Annotated in this window: 17 protein-coding genes and 1 tRNA gene; 8 read left to right on the top strand and 10 right to left on the bottom strand. The window is 65.3% G+C overall.

Going from position 1 to position 21,276, the window contains the following annotated elements; translation table 11 throughout:
* Nucleotides 1–199 precede the first annotated feature (199 nt).
* The 4 genes from JOF48_RS04695 (at nucleotide 200) to JOF48_RS04680 (ending at nucleotide 4,119) form a co-directional block, all read left to right on the top strand.
* A complete protein-coding gene (locus JOF48_RS04695) occupies nucleotides 200–712 on the top strand; it encodes a MarR family winged helix-turn-helix transcriptional regulator (protein WP_209677756.1) in 513 nt (170 codons plus the stop codon).
* Nucleotides 713–1,993, top strand: a complete 1,281-nt coding sequence (locus JOF48_RS04690) for an MFS transporter (protein WP_209677753.1) — start codon at nucleotides 713–715, stop codon at nucleotides 1,991–1,993.
* A 641-nt stretch (nucleotides 1,994–2,634) separates the two neighbouring features.
* On the top strand, nucleotides 2,635–3,465 hold the full coding sequence (locus JOF48_RS04685) for a winged helix-turn-helix domain-containing protein (RefSeq protein WP_209677750.1): 831 nt from the start codon (nucleotides 2,635–2,637) through the stop codon (nucleotides 3,463–3,465).
* Between the two features lie 132 nt (nucleotides 3,466–3,597).
* Entirely contained in the window at nucleotides 3,598–4,119 is a 522-nt protein-coding gene (locus JOF48_RS04680) for a SixA phosphatase family protein (RefSeq protein ID WP_209677747.1), read from the top strand.
* Nucleotides 4,120–4,128: 9 nt separating this feature from the next.
* Here JOF48_RS04680 and JOF48_RS04675 read toward each other — a convergent pair whose 3' ends face one another.
* The 9 genes from JOF48_RS04675 to JOF48_RS04635 all read right to left on the bottom strand — a co-directional run bounded on the left by JOF48_RS04675 (nucleotide 4,129) and on the right by JOF48_RS04635 (nucleotide 16,025).
* The gene (locus JOF48_RS04675; protein WP_209677744.1) at nucleotides 4,129–6,165 is read right to left on the bottom strand and encodes a YhgE/Pip family protein; all 2,037 of its coding nucleotides are present in this window, start codon (nucleotides 6,163–6,165) and stop codon (nucleotides 4,129–4,131) included.
* Entirely contained in the window at nucleotides 6,162–7,253 is a 1,092-nt protein-coding gene (locus JOF48_RS04670) for an ABC transporter ATP-binding protein (protein ID WP_209677741.1), read from the bottom strand. Before JOF48_RS04670 ends, JOF48_RS04675 begins: the two co-directional genes overlap by 4 nt.
* Nucleotides 7,254–7,586: 333 nt before the next feature.
* Entirely contained in the window at nucleotides 7,587–8,261 is a 675-nt protein-coding gene (locus JOF48_RS04665) for an N-acetylmannosamine-6-phosphate 2-epimerase (RefSeq protein ID WP_209684136.1), read from the bottom strand.
* A 35-nt stretch (nucleotides 8,262–8,296) separates the two neighbouring features.
* A complete protein-coding gene (locus JOF48_RS04660) occupies nucleotides 8,297–9,229 on the bottom strand; it encodes an ROK family protein (protein ID WP_209677738.1) in 933 nt (310 codons plus the stop codon).
* A gap of 135 nt (nucleotides 9,230–9,364) precedes the next feature.
* Nucleotides 9,365–10,294: a dihydrodipicolinate synthase family protein gene (locus JOF48_RS04655; RefSeq protein WP_209677735.1), complete on the bottom strand. Its 930-nt coding sequence runs from the start codon at nucleotides 10,292–10,294 to the stop codon at nucleotides 9,365–9,367.
* A gap of 152 nt (nucleotides 10,295–10,446) precedes the next feature.
* Nucleotides 10,447–11,274, bottom strand: coding sequence for an ATP-binding cassette domain-containing protein (locus tag JOF48_RS04650; protein WP_209677732.1), 828 nt, complete (start codon nucleotides 11,272–11,274; stop codon nucleotides 10,447–10,449).
* Complete coding sequence (locus JOF48_RS04645) at nucleotides 11,271–13,310, bottom strand: dipeptide/oligopeptide/nickel ABC transporter permease/ATP-binding protein (RefSeq protein WP_209677730.1); 2,040 nt, start codon at nucleotides 13,308–13,310, stop codon at nucleotides 11,271–11,273. The genes JOF48_RS04650 and JOF48_RS04645 overlap by 4 nt, the downstream gene beginning before the upstream one ends.
* Before the next feature lie 3 nt (nucleotides 13,311–13,313).
* The gene (locus JOF48_RS04640; protein ID WP_281067957.1) at nucleotides 13,314–14,270 is read right to left on the bottom strand and encodes an ABC transporter permease; all 957 of its coding nucleotides are present in this window, start codon (nucleotides 14,268–14,270) and stop codon (nucleotides 13,314–13,316) included.
* Between the two features lie 135 nt (nucleotides 14,271–14,405).
* Nucleotides 14,406–16,025, bottom strand: coding sequence for an ABC transporter substrate-binding protein (locus tag JOF48_RS04635; protein ID WP_209677727.1), 1,620 nt, complete (start codon nucleotides 16,023–16,025; stop codon nucleotides 14,406–14,408).
* 433 nt (nucleotides 16,026–16,458) lie between these two features.
* On the opposite strand from JOF48_RS04635, the gene JOF48_RS04630 reads away from it, so the two are divergent.
* The 3 genes from JOF48_RS04630 to JOF48_RS04620 all read left to right on the top strand — a co-directional run bounded on the left by JOF48_RS04630 (nucleotide 16,459) and on the right by JOF48_RS04620 (nucleotide 18,775).
* Nucleotides 16,459–17,190, top strand: a complete 732-nt coding sequence (locus JOF48_RS04630; protein WP_209677724.1) for a FadR/GntR family transcriptional regulator — start codon at nucleotides 16,459–16,461, stop codon at nucleotides 17,188–17,190.
* A 77-nt stretch (nucleotides 17,191–17,267) separates the two neighbouring features.
* The gene (locus JOF48_RS04625) at nucleotides 17,268–18,005 is read left to right on the top strand and encodes an alpha/beta fold hydrolase (RefSeq protein ID WP_209677722.1); all 738 of its coding nucleotides are present in this window, start codon (nucleotides 17,268–17,270) and stop codon (nucleotides 18,003–18,005) included.
* Nucleotides 18,002–18,775, top strand: a complete 774-nt coding sequence (locus tag JOF48_RS04620) for a lipase family protein (protein ID WP_209677720.1) — start codon at nucleotides 18,002–18,004, stop codon at nucleotides 18,773–18,775. Before JOF48_RS04625 ends, JOF48_RS04620 begins: the two co-directional genes overlap by 4 nt.
* Nucleotides 18,776–19,031: 256 nt before the next feature.
* Here the strand turns inward: JOF48_RS04620 and JOF48_RS04615 are convergent.
* Nucleotides 19,032–19,104, bottom strand: a tRNA-Arg gene (locus JOF48_RS04615).
* A 290-nt stretch (nucleotides 19,105–19,394) separates the two neighbouring features.
* Here JOF48_RS04615 and JOF48_RS04610 point away from each other — a divergent pair.
* A complete protein-coding gene (locus tag JOF48_RS04610) occupies nucleotides 19,395–21,224 on the top strand; it encodes a phosphoenolpyruvate carboxykinase (GTP) (protein ID WP_209677718.1) in 1,830 nt (609 codons plus the stop codon).
* The last annotated feature ends 52 nt before the right edge of the window (nucleotides 21,225–21,276 follow it).

Below are 21,276 nucleotides of genomic sequence, written 5' to 3'. Positions count from 1 at the left end.
CGGCGAACCGTCCACTGGTGCCGGACCGGAAGTGGTCCAAGCGGCACTTCTGCCAGCTTAACGGAATCCGTGCCGCGTGTCACATTTTGGTAACACTTTCACAGCTACGTGACGAAACCGTCATTTACTTAGCAATGCTAACGATCTAAAGTGGATGTTTGACGATACGAAACCAATTCCTTGAGGCAGCTGAGCACCCATGACTGACTTTTCCCCTGCAGGCACGACGCCGGACCCTTCCCCGGGTGCCCCGGCCCCCGTTGCGCAGGGGGTGGGCGGGAGGAAAACCGGCAAGCCCATCGGTGCCGGCGCTCTCGCGGCCGAGCTGCGGGTTGCGGTCATGCGCACGTCGCGGCGGCTCCGGGCCGAGGCTGCCACCCGGGAAATCAGCCCCGGCCAGTACTCGGTGCTGGCAGGCATCCTGCACAGCCCGCTGACGGTGGGGCAGCTGGCCGCCCGGGAACAGGTCCAGGCGCCGTCCATGACCCGGATCGTGAACGCCCTGGCCGCGGCGGAGCTGGTCAGCCGGGAGGAGAATCCGGAGGACCGGCGCCAGGTGCTGGTGCGGATCACGGAGACGGGCTCGGCCGCCCTGCTGCGGGCGCGCTCCAAGCGGACGGCGTGGCTGGCGAAGCAGGTGGCGGCGCTGACCCCGCAGCAGCGGGCCACGCTCCATGAGGCGGCCGTGATCCTGCAGGAGATGAGCTCCTGAATGAATTCCATGTTCCGTGCCCTGAAAGTGTTCAACTACCGGCTGTGGGTGACGGGAGCGCTGGTGTCCAACATCGGCACGTGGATGCAGCGCGTTGCCCAGGACTGGCTGGTGCTGACGGTGCTGACCAACAATTCCGGCACGGCCGCCGGCATTGTCACGGGCCTGCAGTTCCTGCCCATCGTCTTCCTTGGCCCCTACGCCGGGCTGCTGGGCGACCGCGTCAACAAGCGCCGGCTGCTGCTGCTCACCCAGACGGCCATGGGGTTCTGTGCGCTTGTGCTGGGAGTCCTGGTGGTGACCGGGGCCGTCGAGCTGTGGCATGTGTACGTGCTGGCCTTCCTGCTGGGCGTGGCCAGCGCCTTTGACGCCCCGTCGCGGCAGGCGTTTGTCTCCGAAGTCGTCGAAAAGGAGGACGTGCCCAACGCCGTCGCACTCAACAGTGCGTCCTTCAACCTGGCGCGGCTGGCCGGACCGGGCGTGGCAGGGATCGTGATTGCCCTGGTGGGGACGGGGCCGGCGTTCCTCATCAACGCGGCGAGCTTCGGCGCCGTCATCCTTTCGCTGCTGCGGATGCGCACCAGCGAGCTGGTGCCGGCCGTGCACGTGCCGCGCGCCAAGGGGCAGATCCGGGAGGGGCTGGTGTACATCCGCCAGCGCCCCGACCTGCTGATGATCATGGTGCTGGTGTTTGTGGTGGGCACCTTTGGCATGAACTTCCAGATCACAAACGCGCTCATGGCCACCACCGTGTTCCACCTGGGGCCGGGGGAATACGGGCTGCTGGGTTCGGTCATGGCCGTGGGCACCCTCGCAGCGGCGCTGCTCGCCGCGCGGCGCAGGACCATGCGGATGCTTTATGTTGTGGGCGGCGCGCTGGCCTTTGGCGTCACGGTGGCGGTGGCCGCATTCATGCCCACGTTTGGCTGGTACGCGCTGGCGCTGGTGCCCGTGGGGCTGGCGTCGCTGACGTTCATGAACGCCTGCAACACCACCGTCCAGCTGACCACGGACGCGGCCATGCGCGGGCGGGTGCTCGCCGTGTACATGGTGGTGCTGCAGGGCGGCACGCCGATCGGGGCGCCGCTGGTGGGGTGGATCGCCACCGAGTTCGGTGCGCGCTGGTCCCTTGGCATGGGTGCCGTGGCCGCCATGGCGGCGGGGATGCTTGCCCTGCTCCTGATGAACCGGCGGAACAACGTCCGGTTCCGCGACCAGGTCCGGCAGCTGCGGCCCTCGTTCATGGTCCACGGCCTGCACCGCGCGGGTCCCGGAGCCTGAACTGGGAGCTGCCGAAGGCAGGCCAGGCAGGGGGCACTGGGCGGGCGGACCCGGGCGGAGTTACGCCCAGTAAACAGCTGTTTACCTAGCGTGATTGTCTGTGAATATGCTGTGCATGGAAACAAACTTGCCAGGGGCGTCACTTGCATGCATTGAATGCTGGTGAATTATTTCGTGGCGTATGCCTTTCTGACCGAATGAATTATTGAAGTGCGGCAAGCAACGTCCCATATCTTCGATATTTTGGGCAAAGTTCGCTCCAAATGAGAGCAAAGCAACAGAGTCCGCTTGATCACAAATTAATGCAAAATCTCATATGGTGGACGTTTGGGCCGTTTATTACTTGCAGGATGTGAATGTTACGTAGCAGACTGTCACATGTGAACACCCACTCAGTGATTTCTGCAGCCGCAGCAACTGTCCCCTTTGCAACCACCGGACAGTCTCGTTGCGGTTGCCGAATGCAGGCCTAGCTCACAGGCACTGGGAGTCACACCGCCAGCAACAACCGCAACGGTGCGGCACCAGTCTTTGGCCCCAGGGCCGGTCCTTGTGCCAAAGGACATCAAAGGTTCACCATGCCACGTGGACCGATGGAAGCATTCGCGCCGTTGAGTACGGCCATACACCGAGGTAGTTCAATGTCAGTAGCATCCGGATACGTCCACATCTCTGTAAGAAATGCCGCCAAGGCAGGCGCCCGCACGTCCGGCGCACGCACCGCCCACCTTGAGCACACCGGCTACAGTGCCCGCGCTGAAACCGCCACCGCCGCAGACCGCCTTCGCGCGGTGCCCCATGCCGAGAGCAGCCCCATGACAGCACCCACGCCCGTTATTGCCGGAGCCGGTTCGGACCGCTTGCGCGGCGTCAGCCCCGACAACGTCGCCCGCGGCTTTGTGCTGTATGTCGGCGTTGATGAAGACACGGCCGCGGCTGCCGGAACCTCCCTGGCCAAGCTCGCCCAGGACATCCGCACCTATGCCCAGAGCCTCGTCCCGCAGGCACAGAGCTACGCGGCAGTCGCCATCGCCCCGGCCGACGCCGTGGGCACCCCGCTCGACGTCGTGCGCTCCACGTTCGGCGACCCCACCGTCCCGGTCCGCCCGCGCCCGGAGGCCATCCCGGCCCCGCCCGCCGACCAGCGCCCCTCCGGCGTCCTCATCGACCTGGCCCGCCGCGAAGTCCACCTGGACGGGGACACCCTGAACCTGACTTTCAAGGAGTTTGAACTGCTGAACTACCTCGTGGAAAACGGTGCCCGCACCGTCTGCCGCGACGAGCTCCTGGAAAACCTGTGGGGCGGCGGCGAGGAAGCCCCCAACGAGCGCACCATCGACGTCCATGTCCGCCGGCTGCGCTCCAAGCTGGGCCGCCTGGCCAACACGGTCCGCACGGTCCGCGGCGAAGGCTACCGCTTCTACGAGCACCCCGAAGTCGTCATCTGGGCCGCCCCGGAATACTCCATCTAGCCCCAGGCCCAGCCCCGGCCGCGCCCACTTCTCGTAAGCTGCGGCCATGCATTGACAGCGTCCGACGGCGTTCGGCCCACCCCAGGTGGGCCGAACGCCGTCGGACTTTTTATTACTCACTAAACTGGGGGCATGAGCGAACACCACATCAAACGGCTGATCCTGATGCGCCACGCCAAGGCCGCATTCCCGCTGGGCGTGGAGGACCACGACCGCCCGCTGGCACAGCGCGGCCACACCGAGGCGCCGCTGGCCGGCAAATGGCTGGTGGAGAACGCCGTGGTGCCCGACTTCATCCTGTGTTCCTCGGCGCTGCGCACCCGGCAGACCTGCACCTGGGTCTGCCAGCAGCTGGCGGACAAGGCGCCCACCCCCAAGCTGGAACGCGGCCTGTATGAGGCAGGTGCCACCCAGATGCTCTCCGTTGTGAACCATGTTCCGGAGACCGTCAACACGCTCATGGTCATCAGCCACATGCCGGGAATCCAGTCGCTGGCGCTGCGGCTGGCCTCGCGGGACTCGGACCAGGACGCCTACATGGACCTGGCCTCCGGGTTTCCCACCAGCGCCTTCGCCGTGTTTGAGCACACCGGCGACTGGGCCACCCTGGACGGGCAGGATGCCGAACTGAAGAACTTCGTGGTGCCACGGTAGGGCGCCGGCTCAGGCCTCGATTTCCGGCATGAGCGTCTTCAGCGTCCACGTCTTTTTCTTGGCCACGGCAGCCCACGCCATCAGCAGGCCCAGCAGCGTGTAGCCGAGCAGGCCAAGGAGAACGGAGACAAGCGGGGCAAGGTCGGCCCCGTAGATCAGGTGCCGCATCCCCTCCACCACATGCCCCATGGGCAGGATTTGGTGCATGATGTGCAGGGGCTCCGGCGTGGTCTGCCACGGGAACGTGCCGCCGGAGGAGACAAGCTGCAGCACCAGCAGGATCAGCACCACAAACTTTCCGGGGGTGCCGAGCAGGGCCACGATCCCCTGGATCAGGGCAGTGAACGCCAACGACGCCAGCAGCAGCAGGCCCAAGGTCAGCCAGGGATGGCTGGGGTCCAGGCCGAGCCCGAACTTCACCACCGCATACAGAAGCAGCGCCTGCCCTGAGGCGACGGTGGCAAAGGGCAGCCAGCCGCCAAGGGCTATCTTCCAGGACGGGGCGTTGGACGCGAGCGCACGCACCGTCAACGGACGCATGACCTGCACCAGCATGAAGGCGCCAATCCACAGGGCCAGGACCAGGAAGAACGGCGCCAGGCCCGAGCCGTAGTTGGCTGCCTGGGCCTGGGACACCGAGTCCACGCGGATGGGATCTGCAATGACCCCGGCGGCATTGTCCTTGTCCTTGTCGTTGGGGTCGGGCACGTCGCCTGCCCCTCTGCGCAGTTGGTCTGCGAGCTCGGCGGCCCCGGTGGACAGCTTTGCGGAACCTTCCTTCAGTTCACCGGCACCCGTGTCCAGGCTCAGGGCGCCGGCAGCCAGCTGGTTTGCCCCGGCGAGGGCGGAATCCTGGCCCTCGACCAGGGTCCCGGACCCGGTGGACAACTCGGCGGAACCGGCGGCCAGCTGGCCTATCGCGGATGTCAGGGCGGGGGTTGCGCCGGCAAGTTTGGAGGCGCCGGCCGCCACGGCGGCGGAGCCGTCAGCGAGCTTCTGGATGTCAGCGGCGTCGGCGGCCAGCTGGTCCTTGAGATCGGTGACGGCCGGGGTGGTGGTCGACTCACCCAGCCTTTCCCGGATTTTCGCAGACTGGTCCGCGGTGAGGACCTTGTCCGCCACCAGCTGGTCGAGTCTTCCGCTGATCGCCTCCGACGCGGCGCTGTCCAGTTTGTCCACGGTGCCAATGGCACTCTGGACCTTGCCGTTCAGCGTGGCATTGCCCTGGGCCACGGCGGCAGCCCCGTCGGACAGCGCCTGGGTGTCAGCCGGCAAGGTTGCGGTCTGGGTGTTCAACTGGTCCAGGCCGGTATTCAAGGCACCGGCCCCGGCCTGCAGTGACTGGGCCCCGCTGAGCAGCGTGGCCTGCCCGGCGGCGAGTGTATTCGCGCCGGTGAGCAACTCCGCCGTTCCGGTTTTCAACGTTCCCACCCCGGTATCAAGCGTTGCTGCCCCGTCGGCCAGCTGTTGGGCCCCGTCGGCAGCCTTGACCAGCTGGGCGTGGATGGTCCCGTAGCCTGTCAGCAGCGAGTTGGCTGTTTGCTCGCCCACCTGTTGGGCGACCGACGCGTGGACCTGTGTGGTCACCTTGTCGACGATCGAGGTCAGCAGGTAGTTGTTGGCGTCATTGGTGGTCACGCTCATCATGGCCTGCGTGGCGGAATCAAAGTTCTCCGGCGATGCGAGATTGGCGGAGAAGTCCTTGGGGATGATGAGGGCAAAGGCGAAATTGCCGTTCTTGACCCCGTTGTTCGCCTCATCCGGCGTGTCGGCCAGCTGCCAGTCGAACTTGTGCCCCTCCACCAGGTTCTCGGCGACATCGCGCCCCACGTGCAGTTCCTTGCCGTCCTTCGTGACGGCGCCCTCATCCTCAACCACGACGGCAGCCTTGAGCTGGTCAAGGTTTCCGTACGGATCCCAGTTGGCGTAGAGGTACACGGCCCCGTAGAGCAGCGGCACCATGACCATGGCCACGATGGTCAGTTTCGGCAGGATGCCACCTGTCATGCGCTTGAGCTCGGACAGTGCGAGCCTGAAGACTGTCATTGCTTGTCCTTTTGGATACCTTGGTGTTCTGCATCGGAAAGTTCGACGTCGGCCGGGCCGGGTTGCGCCGCCATCCCGGCTTCCGCTGTGCTTTCTGCGGGTGCGGCGGGTGCGGCGGGTGCGGCGGGTGGGGCGGGTTCCCCTCCAGCGTCCGCGGGTGCGGCGGGTGGGTCTCCCGCCTCCCCGGCCACGGCCCCCGCGGCACCAGTGTCGGGAGCAGTGCCGTCCGCCGAAGCCGGGTCTTTCGCCTCTGCTGCGTCGGCCACCGCTGCCGGCTTGTCCCCTTCGGCCGGGCCATTCACCCCAGCCGGGACATTGGCAATGGCGGCTTCCTCTGCATCGGACGCCTCGACCAGTTCATCCGCCGGGGCGGGGTTCTGGGTGCCATCCGACTGTGCGGCCGACTGCGCGGAGGGATGTGCGACCGGATGGTCGGCATTGCCGGCCACGGCGGACGGCCCTTCCCAGCCGTCGGGCAGCCGGCCCACCACGCCGACAACCAGCAGTGGGCGCGGCGGGGTTTGGGCAGTCGCCTCGGGGCCAAGCCCCATCCGGCCGGCGGCGGCCAGTTCCAGGAGCGGCAGCCAGGTTCCGGCGTCCGCGCTGTGCCTGTCCGGGGAATCCACCACCACCAGCTCCACGCCGTGGTCGGCCAGGGCGAGTTCGAGCTGCAGGTGAAGCAGCCTGGCAGGTTCAAGTTCCTCAACCCACTTGCCCAGGAGGTCCCGGAAGCCGCGCGTGACCAGCCATTCCGTGGGCCGGGTGCGGTCCCGGAATTTGTACGGGACCAGTGCCAGGTCCTCGGAGGCCAGGGAGTGGACAGTCAAATGGTGTTCCGGGGCGTTGACGTCCGGGGCGTCCACAATGGTGCTCCGCCGGCGCAGCGCCGCCATTGAGGCGTCGCGGCCCAGCGCCACGGTTCCGGAGCTGGGCTTCATGCGGCCCGTCAGCGCCAGTGACAGTGCGGTGCGGCGTTCCTGCCCGTCGGCCTGGATGAGCAGCACCTCGCCCTTGTGGGCTTCCACTGTCGTGGCCGGCAGCAGGGTGTGCCTGCGCCCGATGATGTGCAGTTGGTTGGTGCTGAGCATGGGCATTCCTTCGTCCGGAGGGGAGCCGACCCAAAATATCAGAAACTGACCAGTCAGTACAAGAAATCGTAGGGTCAATCACCTGCCAGCTTTCCACACCGACTGTTCCATCCCAAGGACGGCGCGCAAACTGTGGGCGAGATGAATATCGGAGCTGATCCGGCAGCCGCGCCACGTGGACCGCTGCGGCTGCGGCCTGCAGACGGGGAATCGCGGAGTTCTGCGCCTGCCACGGCCCGGAAACGGCGGGCCGCACCGGGCACGGAAAAGGCGGTTCCCTCGCGTGTCAAGCGAGGAAACCGCCTTTCAGGGCAGGCTGTCAGTCGTCAGTCGTCAGGCGTCCAGGGCGGCCTTGAACCAGCCCGTGATGGTGCTCGGGTGCGTGATGGCGGTGCCAACCACCACGGCGAAGGCGCCGGCGTCCATGGCGGCGCGCGCCTGCGCAGGGGAGTGGATCCGGCCCTCGGCGATGAGCGGCTTGCCCAGGTTGGCGGCGGCGATCTCGGCGATGAGCTCCAGGTCGGGGCCGTCGGTCTTGGGGCGCTCGCCCGAATAGCCGGCCAGGGTGGTCCCGATCAGGTCCGCACCGGCCTCGGCGGCGGCAACGGCGTCGTCCAAGGAGCCGCAGTCGGCCATGACCAGGGAATTGGAGTTGGCGTGGATGCCCTCGATGGTCTCAGCCAGGGTCAGGCCGTCCGGACGGGGGCGGCGGGTGCCGTCGATCGCGACGATGTCGGCACCGGCGCTCGCACAGGACAGGGCATGGCGCAGCGTGGGGGTGATGAAGACGCCGTCGTGCCCGTCCTTCCAGAGACCAATGACGGGAACCTCAACAGCGGCGCGGGCAAACTGGATGTCGGCTATGCCCTGGACGCGGATCGCAGCGGCGCCCCCGGTCACGGCTGCTGCCGCGATCTGGGCCATGGTGCGGGGATCCCGCATGGGCTCGCCCGGGTAGGCCTGCGCCGAGACCACGAGCTGTCCCTTGAGTGCATCGAAGTTGGTCATTTTCAGCGTCACAGTGACTCCTAGATAAAACGGGATTAGCGGTGAAGAACGAGGGAGGCGGCGCCCACCATGGCTGCGGTGTTGCCCAGGCTGGCGCGCACCACGGGGACATCGGCCAGCGGTGCCAGAAGCTCGGCACGCATGGCGGTATCCATGCCGGACCACCATAGCTCACCGGCGTCTGCCAGCCCGCCGGAGACGACCACCACGGCCGGGTCCAGGATGTTGATGAGCCCGCCCACAGCCTGTCCGGCGGCGGCCGAGGCCGTGGCAATCACGGACAAAGCCAGTGAATCACCTGCACGGGCTGCGTCAAATACGGCCCGCGTGTCTGCCAGTGCGGGGTTTCCGCCGTTGCGGACATAGGCGGCGTGGATGGCCGGGCCCGAGGCGACGGCCTCCACATGGCCCGCGTGCCCACAGGAGCAGGCGAGGGGAACGCCGTCGTGCACGGCAAGGGGCGAGGCAAAGTGCCCCACATGCCCGCCCACAAAGCGGTGGCCCAGCAACGGCTTGCCGTCCACCACAAAACTGCCGCCGACGCCGGTGCCGAACGCCACCATGAGTGCTGTTTCGGCGCCGTGGCCGGCACCCTTCCAGGCCTCGCCGAGTGCGTGCGCATGCACATCATTGACGACGGCGGACGGCAGTCCCAGCCTTGCCGAGAGTCCCGCGGTGATGGCGGTGCCGGTCCACCCGAGGATGGCGTCGGTGGCGGAGATGACGGTGCCTTCGGCGGCGTTGATGACGCCGGCGGAGCCCACGCCGATGGCATCGACCGTGGCGCCCTGCGCGGCGGCGCGTTCCATCAGGGAGCGCACCATCGCTGCGGTGGCGTCCAGGATGGCCTCGCCGCCGTCGCGGTTCAGGGTGGGGATCTGGTCCGTCAGCAGGACCGAGCCGTCCTCGGCCACGACACCGGCCGCCGTCTTGGTTCCGCCGAGGTCAACGCCAACTACATACCGCATGAGGAATCCTTCAAATTCAAATCAAACAAAAACACGTGCGCCCCAGCATCGTTCGTGGGCCACGATTTGGGCCCACGCGCCCGAGGGCCCCAACCGAATTCGCGCCAGCGGATTCGGTTGGGGAGGGCGTGGGGACTAGATCAAGCCCGTGCGCTCAAGGACGACCTTGATGGCTGCGGTCTCGTCCTCGTCCAGTGCCAGCATCGGGGCGCTCATGACGTTGGTCTTGATGATGCCCATGAGCACCAGCGCGGTCTTGAATGCGCCCAGGCCCGCGGCGTTGCCGGAAACCCGGCCGGCCTTGGGCGTGTAGACGATGTTGAAGACGTCTGCCAGGCGGTCCTGCTCGGCAGCGGCGCCGGCCCAGTCGCCGGCAACGGCGGCGTCGTACAGGCGGCGGTAGCCCTTGGGGTCAACGTTGCCCAGGCCCGGGACGACACCCTGTGCGCCGCCCAGCAGTGCACCGTCAACAACCACTTCGTGGCCGGTGAAGATGTCGAAGTTGGGGATGTCCTTGGCGCCGATGAGCAGCTGGCGGAAGGAGACGTCGTCGCCCGAGGAGTCCTTGACTCCGGCGATGACGCCTTCGCGGCCGAGGTCGAGCAGCAGGTCGGTGGGCATCTTGAAGTGGGTGCGGACCGGCACGTCGTAGACGAACAGCGGCACGTCAACCGAGGCTGCAACGGTGCGGATGTGGCGGCCGGTCTCCTCGGCGTTGCTGATGGCGTAGTACTGGCTGGTGGCCACGATGCCGTCGGCACCGAGGGACACCATGCGCTGTGCTTCTTCAACGACGCGGTTGGTGGTCTGCTCAACGGCACCAACCAGCAGGGGGACCTGTCCGGCGTTGACGCCGGCAATGGTGGTCAGCACGGTGTCGCGCTCTGCGTTGGTCATGTGGGTGACTTCGCCGGAGGAGCCGTTGACGAACAGGCCGGTGACGCCGCCTTCGAGCAGGTGGCGGGTGAGGTTTTCCAGCGAGGGGACATCAATGGCGCCCTCGGCGGTGCGGGGGGTGCAGACGGGCGGGATGACGCCCTGGAAACGGGATGCGACGGTAGTCACGTTAATTGCTCCAAAATTGTGTTGATGGGTGGAAATTTATGGGTGTTTCGGGCCCATTCGACGAACGGGAGATGTTGATACCCGCCGCTCGTTGGGTCCACGTGCCCGGACCCGCCCCCGGTGCGGAGCACCAAGGCGGGAGGGCACGGGCATTAGATGTGAAGGAGTGACGGCGCGGCGCCGAGGAGCTTCTTCGTGTAGTCGTTCGAGGGGTTGTCGAAGATCTGCTCGGCCGAGCCTTCTTCCACAATCTCCCCGTAGTACATGACGGCGATGCGGTCTGAAACGTAGCGGACCGTCTGGATGTCGTGGCTGATGAAGACCATGCCCAGGTTCAGCTCCTTCTTCAGGTCAGAGAGCAGGTTGAGCACCTGTGCGCGGACGGAAACATCCAGTGCCGAGGTGGGCTCGTCCGCCACGATGATGTCCGGGTCCAGTGCCAGTGCGCGGGCAATGGCCACACGCTGGCGCTGTCCGCCGGAAACCTGCGACGGCGTGACCTCGGCTGCCGACTGCGGCAGACCGACCAGCGACAACAGTTCGGAGACCTTGGCCAGGCGCGAGGCGTTGTTGCCAATGCCGTGGACGGCCAGCGGGTCAACGAGGATGTCCTGGATGGTCATGCGCGGGTTCAACGCGGTGGACGGATCCTGGAAAACGACCGCAACCGAGCGGCCAAACTCCTTGCGCATCGCTGCGTTGCGCTTGATGGCCGGCTTGCCGTGGAACAGCACCTCTCCGGAGGTGGGGGTCTGCAGGCCGACCAGCACGGAGGCCAGCGTGGACTTGCCACAGCCGGACTCGCCCACGATGCCCACGGTTTCACCGCGGCTGATGGAGAAGTTCACGCCGTTGACGGCCTTCACGTAGCTGGGCTTGAACAGCCCGCCGGAGCGGGTGCGGTGGTGGACGTGGAGGTCCTTCAGCTCGATGACGGGCGTTGCGCCCGTCCCGGCTTCAGCTGTTGCATGCTTGCTCATGAGGCACCTTCCGTATCTGCCCCGGCGGAAACCGCCAGTGCATCTTCCTTCTTGTGGCTTGCCCAGAAGTGTTCAAGGGTCTCGCCGTCCCGGACGATCGGCACAAAGGCCAGCTTCTGGTTCGGGTCGGCGTCGGGACGTTGTGAACGGCTGGCAAACCGGTCGCCGACGGCGAACTCGCGGGGCGAGGGAACCGTGCCCGGGATCTGGTGGAGCCGGACGGCGTCGGATTCGATGGAGAGCACGGCGCCCAGCAGGCCACGGGTGTATTCGTGGGTGGGGTGCGCCAGCAGCTCCGAAGCCTGGCCGGATTCCACCACCTGGCCGGCGTACATGACGGTGATCTTGTGCGCCAGGGAGGCGACAAGGGCAAGGTCGTGGCTGACGAAGACCATGGCGAAGCCGAGCTGCTCGCGCAGTTCGTTCAGCAGGTCCACGACCTGCTTTTGCACCGTGACGTCCAGGGCTGTGGTGGGCTCGTCGGCCACCACGATCTTGGGCGAGCGGGACAGGGCCATGGCGATCAGCACGCGCTGGCGCTGGCCGCCGGAAAGCTCGTGCGGGTAGCTCTTGAGCGTGCGCTCCGGATCCAGCTTCACCAGTTCCAGCAGCTCGGCCGGGGTCTTGCGGCCGTTGCGGCGGGTCAGCTGCAGCATCTGGTCCTTGATCAGCATGGACGGGTTGAGCGAGCTCAGCGCATCCTGGTAGACCATGGCGATCTGCTCGCCGCGCAGGCCCTCATAGGCCTTCGTGGAGGCGTGCTTGGTGGCGGGGTCCAGCAGTTCCTTGCCGTCGAACGTGATGGAGCCGGTGATCTCGGCGGTCTTGGGCAGCAGGCCCATGACGGCGAGGGAGGTGATGGACTTGCCGCAGCCGGACTCGCCCACCAGGCCCATGGTTTCGCCTTCGCGGACGCTGAAGGAGACGTTGTCCACAATGGCGGTGTCGCCGTAGCGGCCGGGGAAGCGGATCGAGAGGTTCTTGACCTCGAGGATCACGCGGGCCGTCTCCGGAACCTGCGGGAGGCGGTCTCCTCGGGAGAGTTCCACGGCCCGAAGCTGCAGCAGCTCTTCGTTCAGGGCCGCAAAGGGATCTTCAATCGCCGCGCGTGCCGCCGCGTCAGCCTTGGCGAGCTCGAGAGCGGCAGCTGCCGAACCGTCGTCGTCCTTCACCGGCGCAGCGCGCTTGATGCGCGGGTTCACCATGGCGTCGGTGAGGCCTTCGGCCAGGATGTTCAGCGAGAGCACGGTCATCAGGATGACCAGGCCGGCGAACGTGGTGGCCCACCAGCCGCCCGAGAGGACCAGGTTTCGGCCGTAGGAGATGACGTTGCCCCAGCTGGGGTCGGGGTCCTGGATGCCTGCGCCCAGGAAGGACAGGGAGGCTTCCAGGATGATGGCGTCAGCCACCATGACCGTGGCGAACACCAGCACGGGGGCGGCGGTGTTGCGCACGATGTGCTTGACCATGATGTAGGCGCGGCCTGCACCGATCACACGCTCGGCACGGACATAGTCCTCGCCGTACTGGGAGAGCACGTTGGCGCGGACCACGCGGGCCAGCTGCGGGGTGTAGATGATGGCGATGGAGATGATGATGGTGGGCACCGAGTTGCCGAACGAGGTCAGCAGCACGGCGGCCAGGGCGATGCCCGGGAACGCCATCAGGATGTCCATGATGCGCATGATGACTTCGTTGACGCCCTTCGAGGACGTCGCGGCCAGTGCGCCAAGGGTTGCACCGAGCACGATGGCCAGGGCGACGGCGCCGATGCCGATCATGAGCGATGCCTGGGCACCGTACATGAGGCGGGAGAGGATGTCGCGGCCGATGCGGTCGGTGCCGAACCAGTTCTCGCTGCTCGGCGGCTGGGCCGGGGTGCCGGTCTGCAGCGGGTCGTGCGGGGCGATGAGCGGGGCGAAGATCGCCACGAGGGTGATGAAGACCAGGAACAGCAGGGACAGCTTGGAACCCAGTGTCAGGGCCTTGAAGCGCAGGCCAGGCGCGCTGAGCCGTTCGGCAAGTTTGCTACGCATGACTTAGACCGTCCTGATTCGGGGGTTGATGAGCAGGTAGAGCAGGTCCACCAGGATGTTCACGATGACGAAGGTCACGGCGATGACGAGGACAACGCCCTGGACCAGGTTCGTGTCGACGTTGGTGATGCCGTTGAGGATCTGCTGGCCCATGCCGGGCAGGGAGAAGATCATTTCAATGACGACGGCGCCGCCCAGCAGGTAGCCGATGCGCAGGCCCAGCACGGTCACCGGGGTGACAAGGGCGTTGCGGAGGACGTTTTTGGAAACGACTGTGGTGTACGGGACGCCGTTGCCGATCGCGGTGCGCACGTAGTCGCGGTCCAGCTCCTCAACCATTGAGGTGCGGACAACGCGGATCAGCGATGCGGAGACCGGGATGGCCAGGGCGATGGCCGGCAGCGTCATCGACTGCAGCCAGCCCACGAACCCTTCATCGGGATCGGCCAGGCCGCCGGAGGGGAACCAGGAGTTGTCCCCGAGTGCAAACCACTGGATCAGCAGGATGCCCAGCCAGAAGGACGGGGTGGCGATGGCTGCAACGGAGAAGATGCGGATGACCTGGTCAACCCAGGTGTCGCGGTACAGGGCTGCAAGAACGCCGAAGATCAGGGAGATGACGACTGCAATCAAGACGCCGAGGAAGGTCAACTGCAACGTTACGGGGAAGGCGCTGGCGATGACCTCGGTGATCGGCTTTGCCGGAGGCAGTGTCGTGCCGAAGTCACCCGTGAGCAGCTTGCCGAGGTAGTTGAAGTATTGAATGAATAGGGGGTCGTTGAGACCGTTTGCCTCGCGGTACTGTTCGAGGGCCTGCTGTGAGGCACCTTCGCCCAGGGCTGCAACGGCACGGTCACCAGGAGCGAACTGCAGCACCACGAAGACGAGCAGGGTTACACCCAGGATCATCAACGGTAGGGCTGCGAGCCGGCGTCCCAGCAGTCGCAAAAAGTTTGCCAATGTACTTTACTCCGGTTCTATTTTGCAGGCGCCAGCGGGGACTGTGCGCTGCGTCATAGGAAAGATGGTGTCAGAGCGGAGGGGCCGTGGCCAGTGGTAGGCCACAGCCCCTCCGGTCTGTGTGAAACGGTGTTGCTAGACGCGCCCGACTCCGATGAAGGAGATGCCCGTGGTGGGCAGCGGCGTGAAGCCGTCAAGTTCCTTCGGGTTCCAGGCGGTGGGCAGCTTGCGGTGGAAGATCGGGTACAGCGGAGCCTGCTCGGCCACGATGTTGATGATCTCGCTGTAGAGCTTCTTGGCGTCGGCCTCGGAAGCGGCCAGGGCTGCATCGAGCTTGGTCTGGACTTCCTTGTACTCTGCCGAGTCGCTCCATGCGAAGCGGTTCTTGGCCCAGGTGTCGCCGCGGTAGAACCAGCTCAGCAGGATGTCTGCGTCGTTGCCGAACACCGACGGGTCGCCGGGGGCTGCCAGGACGTCGTAGTTCAGTCCGCCAACCTTGTCAGGAGCGTAGACGGCTGCGGAGGCCAGGGGCTCCAGCGTGGTCTGCACGCCGATCGCATCCCAGTTGGACTTGATGAGCGGGGTGACGTCCTTGACCCAGGCGGTGTCCGTGCTGGTCAGGGTCAGCTTCAGGCCCGAAACGCCGGCGTCAGCGAGCAGCGACTTGGCCTTCTCGGCGTCGTAGGTGTAAACCGTGGAAGCCTTCTGGTAGTTGGCGCCGCCATCCTGGAAGTAGGACGTGGCGGCCGCGGCGTTGCCCAGGAGGGCGGTCTTGATGAGGGCGTCCTTGTCGATGGCGTAGTGCAGTGCCTGGCGGACTTCCTTCTTGTCGAAGGGGGCCTTGGACAGGTTGAACATGAGGAACATGAGACCGAAGGACTGCACGGACTCAACGTCAACCTTGGACTTCAGGGCATCGACGTCCAGGTACGGGACGTCCTCGATGGCCTGGACGCGGCCGGACTGCATGGCCGTGACGCGGGCCGATGCATCGGAGAGCAGGAACCAGGTCATGTCCTTGGCCAGTGCCGGCTTCGAGCCGTTGTAGTCGTCGTTGCGGGCGAAGACGATCTTGTCGTCCTTGGCTGCGGAGACGAACTTGTACGGGCCGGTGCCGACGGGGTTGGCGTCGAAGGACTTCTGGTCCTTGGAGGCGATGGCCTTGGGAACAACCTTGACCACGGAGATGCGCGGGCCGAAGCCGGCGAACGCGGTCTTGAGCTTGAACTCAACCGTCTTGTCATCGAGGGCCTTGACGGAGTCGATGAAGAAGATGAACTGTGCGAACAGGGCGGCGTTGGCCGGGTCCAGCACGCGCTCGAAGGAGTAGGCAACGTCCTCGGTGGTGACGGGGGTGCCGTCGTGGAACTTGGCGCCGTCGCGGATCGTGACCTGCCAGGTGAGGTCGTCGATCTGCTTGGGGTCTTCCTTGGCGAGGGCGTTGTAGGGCTCACGCGTTGCCGGGTGAAGTTCCACCAGGCCTTCGAAGATGTGCAGGTTGGCTGCCATCGGGGTTGCGCCCGAGGAGCTCATCGGGTCAAAACCAGTTGACAGCGAGTAGGAGATGCCAGCTTCGATGCTGCCATCCTTGTTGATTGCGCCCGCGGGGCCAGAGGTCTCCGGCTTGGAATCACTGGAGCCACAGGCGGCCAGGGTGGCGGTGAAAGCTGTTGCAGCACCAAGGACGCCAGCGGCCTTGAGGAAGGTGCGACGCGACGCCGGTGTCGCAGGTAGGTTCTGAAGAGTATTGCTCATTCTGTGGACTCACCATTTCGTTTATTAGTTATCGGATGTAGGACGTCCGATGCTTATGATGAAACTGTAATTGCCATCACTAAGATAGGTCAAGTGGCAATGTGGTCTCGGTTTGGTCACGGACTGCGTCCGTGAGTTCCAGGGCGCGACGGCGGTTGCGACGCCGGTTCCGGAAGGGGTCCGCGGGTCAAGCCTCCCCGAATGGGTGGTGAAGCCTGGCGGGGGCCCTCTGCGTGGCGGGGATAGGCAAGACGTCGGACATCCGATATTGTATGTCTTAGGTCACCTTGGCGCCCTTGCGGGTGCCCGGCTCACGAGCCGCGGTGATCACGTGCCTTGGAAACAATGGTACTCGGGGACGGTTCGCCTGATTTCGCCATTGAAGTGAAAATCTGTGTGGACCGTGCAGCACCTATCTAACTGAGGAGTTTAGTTGTCCATTTCAACCGCAGTGCCGAAGGCCAGGTTCAGTGCCCAGGCACGGCTTCGTGCGCTTCAGGCAGACATCATGGAACTCATCCTCGAGCGGGACCTCGATGCCGGGGACCCCATGCCCACCGAGAGCGAACTGTGTGAAGTTCTCGGCGTTGGCCGCAACACCCTGCGCGAATCGTTGAAAGTCCTGCAGGCGCTGGGCGTCATTGAGATCCGTCATGGGTTCGGCATGTTTGTGGCACCCAGCAACTTTGATGCCCTGGCGGACGGGCTGACCTTCCGGGGGCGCCTGTCACTGCGCCACGAAGGTCTTGAGGCGCTGCAGCTCGTTGACATCCGCCAGGCTCTCGAATCGGGCCTCATCGGAGGGTGCATCAGCGTGGTCAGCCCGGAACACCTGGTGGAGATTGAAGCAGCCGTGGTGAAGATGGAGACACTCGCCGCCAGCGGTGAACAATTTTCCGAAGCCGACGCAGAGTTCCACCGCCTGCTGTTTGAGCCGCTTGGCAACGACCTGCTCATGAACCTCATGAGCGTGTTCTGGAAGGTCTACCGAAAGATCCATGTTGAGATCGGCACGGACAGCGTGAACCTGGTCAACACGGCGGCCGAACACCGAGACATCTACAACGCAGTCTCAGCCAAGGACGCCGCGGCCGCTGCCGAACTCCTCAGCCGCCACTTCGACGGCATCCGCACCAAAATCAGGCTCTTCGTCGAAGTTGACTGACCATTGCCGGTCGCCCTGGTGAACTACCCGGGCGCCCGTCTCACCCGGGTTGGCGAAACTCGGCGATACTGTGAAGCATGAGCGTGCGCAAAGTAGTCTTCGGTGAGCATGAGATCGTCATGACCGACACCGGCACTGTGGCGGCCCGGACGTTCCTGCTGGTGCACGGCATTGGCATGGGAATCTCCTATTTTGCGCAGCTCAGCACAGCGCTGGAGGGCCACGGCCGCGTGGTGGCCATTGACCTGCCCGGTTTTGGCGACGCACGCGAACCCGAACAGGCACTCACCATGGCCCAAATGGGGGCGCTGTTAATAGACTTTGTGCGGGCCGAACAGCTGGACCGGCCCATCCTGGTGGGCCATTCCATGGGCACCCAGGTGGTGGCCGAGGCTGCAGCCCAGCGCCCGGACCTGTTCCCGGAGCTGGTGCTGGTGGCACCCACGGTCAACAGCCATGAACGCACCATCGGCAAACAAGCCTGGCGCATGGCGCAGGACCTGTTCGGCGAAAGCCCCAAGGTCGTTGCCGTCGGCGTGCGGAACTATGCGAAAACCGGTCCTCGCTGGTTCATCAAGAAGCTGCACAGCATGATGGAGCACAGCATCGAGGACACGCTGCCGCGCATCCAGGCCCAGACGCTTGTGATCCGCGGCGGCCGGGACCGCGTCTGCCCGCACGGCTGGGTTGAGGGGGTCACGGCGATGATCCCGAACGCAACCATGGTGGAGGTCGCCGGGCGCGGCCACGAGACCATGGTCAAGGACGGGCACTGCGTTGCCGAATACATCCTGGCCCATGTGGGCGCCGCATGAAGATGCTCAAGCGCCTGGGCTGGTGGTCGCTGGACTACCTGTACGCGGGCTGGCGCCAGCTCGAGTCGGTGTTCCGCCGCGGGGCCCCGGCCCACTACGCACAGGGCGACCCCGCCTTGCCGGCCGTCGTGCTGCTGCCAGGCGTGTACGAATCATGGTTCTTCCTGGATCCTGCCGCCGCCCGCCTGAGCGCCCTGGGGTACAGGGTTTTCACGGTTCCGGCGCTTGGCTTCAACCGCCTGCCCGTGCCGGATTCCGCCGCACTCGCCACGGCCAGGCTCGCCGCGCTGCACGCCGGCCATGGCGTCACCCGGTGCATTTTGCTGGCCCACAGCAAGGGCGGGCTGATCGGCAAGCATCTCATGCTGGACGCCGACCGTGCCAAAGGCGTCCGGCTGCACCGCACCGACCTGACGCGCGACGGCGGATCGCCCCTCCCAGCCCCCGCCGCCGGGGTAGAGGTGCTGGGGATGGTGGCCGTGGCCACCCCGTTTGCCGGCTCGCCCTACGCCCGATATCTGATGTCCCGGACCATGCGCGACTTTTCGCCCGCGGACGGGGCGCTCCTGGCGTTGCAGGAACAGGCTGCCCTGAACCACAAGGTTGTCTCGATCTACCCGGAATTTGATCCGCACATTCCCGGGGGCAGTGCCCTGGCCGGTGCCGCCAACATTGAACTGCCCGTCTCCGGACACTTCCGCACGCTGTCCGATGAAACGGTGCTGGCCGCCGTCGGCCATGCCGTGGCACAACTGGCGGCGGAGGCCTGACGGCGCAGCAATCCAGGCTTTCCGGGCAACGCCATCGCAGCAATGGTTCGATTCTTTGAAACGCTGTCGCAGCAATGGCTGGATAATTTGAAACGCCATCGCACTTCAAAGTGGACGGCGATCCGCGCAATCCAGCCATTGCTGCGAGAGCATCCATGAGGCGGTCACACCGATCGCTGGAAATCGCCAAGGCCATGCGAGACAATCGCCTTAAACGAAAGAGTCCCAAGCCGAAGCTTGGGACTCTTTCTTGAAGTGCGCGCGAAGGGATTCGAACCCCCAACCTTCTGATCCGTAGTCAGATGCTCTATCCGTTGAGCTACGCACGCATATTTTGTTTCTTTGTTTCTTTGTTGACCCTCGGGCCGTGAATAACTCTAACCCACCTTGGCCGGAGAGTCCAAATCGGAAAGCCCTGTTGGGACAGTGTTCCCCAGCACTAGACCGGTCTAGGTGATGTGAGTCACAAAACTGAGCTGGGAAAGAGAATGAAAACCGCGGAAACGCGCGAAATCGCCCCAAGGGGAGGTGGATACATCCCACATCCAATGCCCAAAAGTCGGGAAAGCCGGGTCATAGCATTTAGACACCACCTAAAAACCCAATGAAGGGAAACATAATGGTCCACGCGCCAGTGCAGGAATCCGTTGAGCAGGCAATGACCACCCACAAGGGCCTCGCCGCCTGGGTGTCGGAAGTTGCAGCTCTGACCTTGCCGGAGAACATCCGCTGGGTGGACGGCTCTGCACAGGAATATGCGCAGCTCACGGACCAGCTGGTGGAAGAGGGCACGCTCACGCGGCTGAACCCGGAGCTGTTCCCCAATTCCTTCGCAGCCTTCTCGGACCCCAAGGACGTGGCCCGGGTTGAAGGCCGCACCTTCATTTGCTCCGAAAAGGAGCGCGACGCCGGCTTCACCAACAACTGGATGGAACCGGCCGCCATGAAGGAGATCCTCAACGACCGCTTCGCCGGCAGCATGCGCGGACGCACAATGTACGTCATTCCGTTCGTCATGGGCCCGCTCGATGCCGAGGACCCCAAGTTCGGTGTGGAGATCACCGACTCCGCCTACGTGGTGGCCTCCATGCGCATCATGGCCAACATCGGCTCCGAGGTGCTGCACAAGATTGAGTCCACCAACGCCTTCTTCGTGCCTGCGCTGCACTCGGTCGGTGCCCCGCTGGAGCCCGGCCAGGCCGACACCCCGTGGCCCTGCAACGAGGAGAAGTGGATTGTGCACTTCCCTGAGGAGCGCTCCATCTTCTCCTACGGCTCCGGCTACGGCGGCAACGCGCTGCTCGGCAAGAAGTGCTTCGCCCTGCGCATCGCCTCTGTCATGGCCCGGGACGAGGGCTGGCTCGCCGAGCACATGCTGATCCTGAAGCTCACCAGCCCCGAGGAGAAGACCTACCACGTGGCTGCCGCCTTCCCCTCGGCCTGCGGCAAGACGAACCTGGCCCTGCTCGAGCCCACCATTCCCGGCTGGAAGGCCGAGACCCTGGGGGATGACATCAACTGGATGCGCTTCGGCAAGGAGGGCGAGCTGCGCGCCGTCAACCCCGAAGCCGGCCTGTTCGGCGTCGCCCCGGGCACCGGCTGGTCCACGAACCCCAACGCCATGGCCGCGATCGTCAAGGGCAACTCCATCTTCACCAATGTTGCCCTGACGGACGACGGCGGTGTGTGGTGGGAAGGCATGACCGAGGAAGTGCCCGCTCACCTGACGGATTGGCGCGGCCAGGACTGGACCCCCGATGCGGGGAGCCCCGCCGCCCATCCCAACTCGCGGTTCTGCACGCCGATCGACCAGGTGGACATGCTGTCCAAGGACTACTTCGACGCCGCCGGTGTTGAGATCAACGCCATCCTGTTCGGCGGACGCCGCAAGACCACGGTTCCCCTTGTCACCCAGTCCCGCGACTGGACCCACGGCATCTTCATGGGCTCCACGCTGTCCTCCGAAACCACGGCCGCAGCCACTGGCGCAGTCGGCGTGGTCCGACGCGACCCCATGGCCATGCTGCCGTTCATCGGCTACGACGCCGGCGACTACCTCAAACACTGGATTGACCTGTCTGCCGGCGGCAACCAGGACCGCCTGCCGAAGATCTTCCTCGTGAACTGGTTCCGCCGCAACGCCGACGGAGGCTTCGCGTGGCCGGGCTTTGGTGAGAACACCCGCGTGCTCAAGTGGGCCATCGAGCGCATCGAAGGCACCGCCGATGCAGTCGAGACGCCGATCGGCTTTGTCCCTGCGGACGGTTCGCTGGATCTGGCCGGCCTGGAGGTTCCGGCCTCGGACATCGAGGATGCACTGAAGGTGGACCCGGCCGAGTGGCAGGCCGAGCTCGCCGGCATCGACGAGTGGTACGCCCGCTTCGGCGATTCCCTCCCTGCGGAAATGGCCGCCGAGCTTGAGGGTCTGAAGCAGCGCTTCGCAGCCTGACAAACCAAAGGGCCGCGGCTCCCGAAACGGGAACCGCGGCCCTTTGCCGTCC

This window comes from Arthrobacter stackebrandtii (genome assembly GCF_017876675.1).
GTDB classification, from domain to species: Bacteria; Actinomycetota; Actinomycetes; order Actinomycetales; family Micrococcaceae; genus Specibacter; species Specibacter stackebrandtii.
This window is presented reverse-complemented; position numbering and strand designations above follow the sequence as displayed.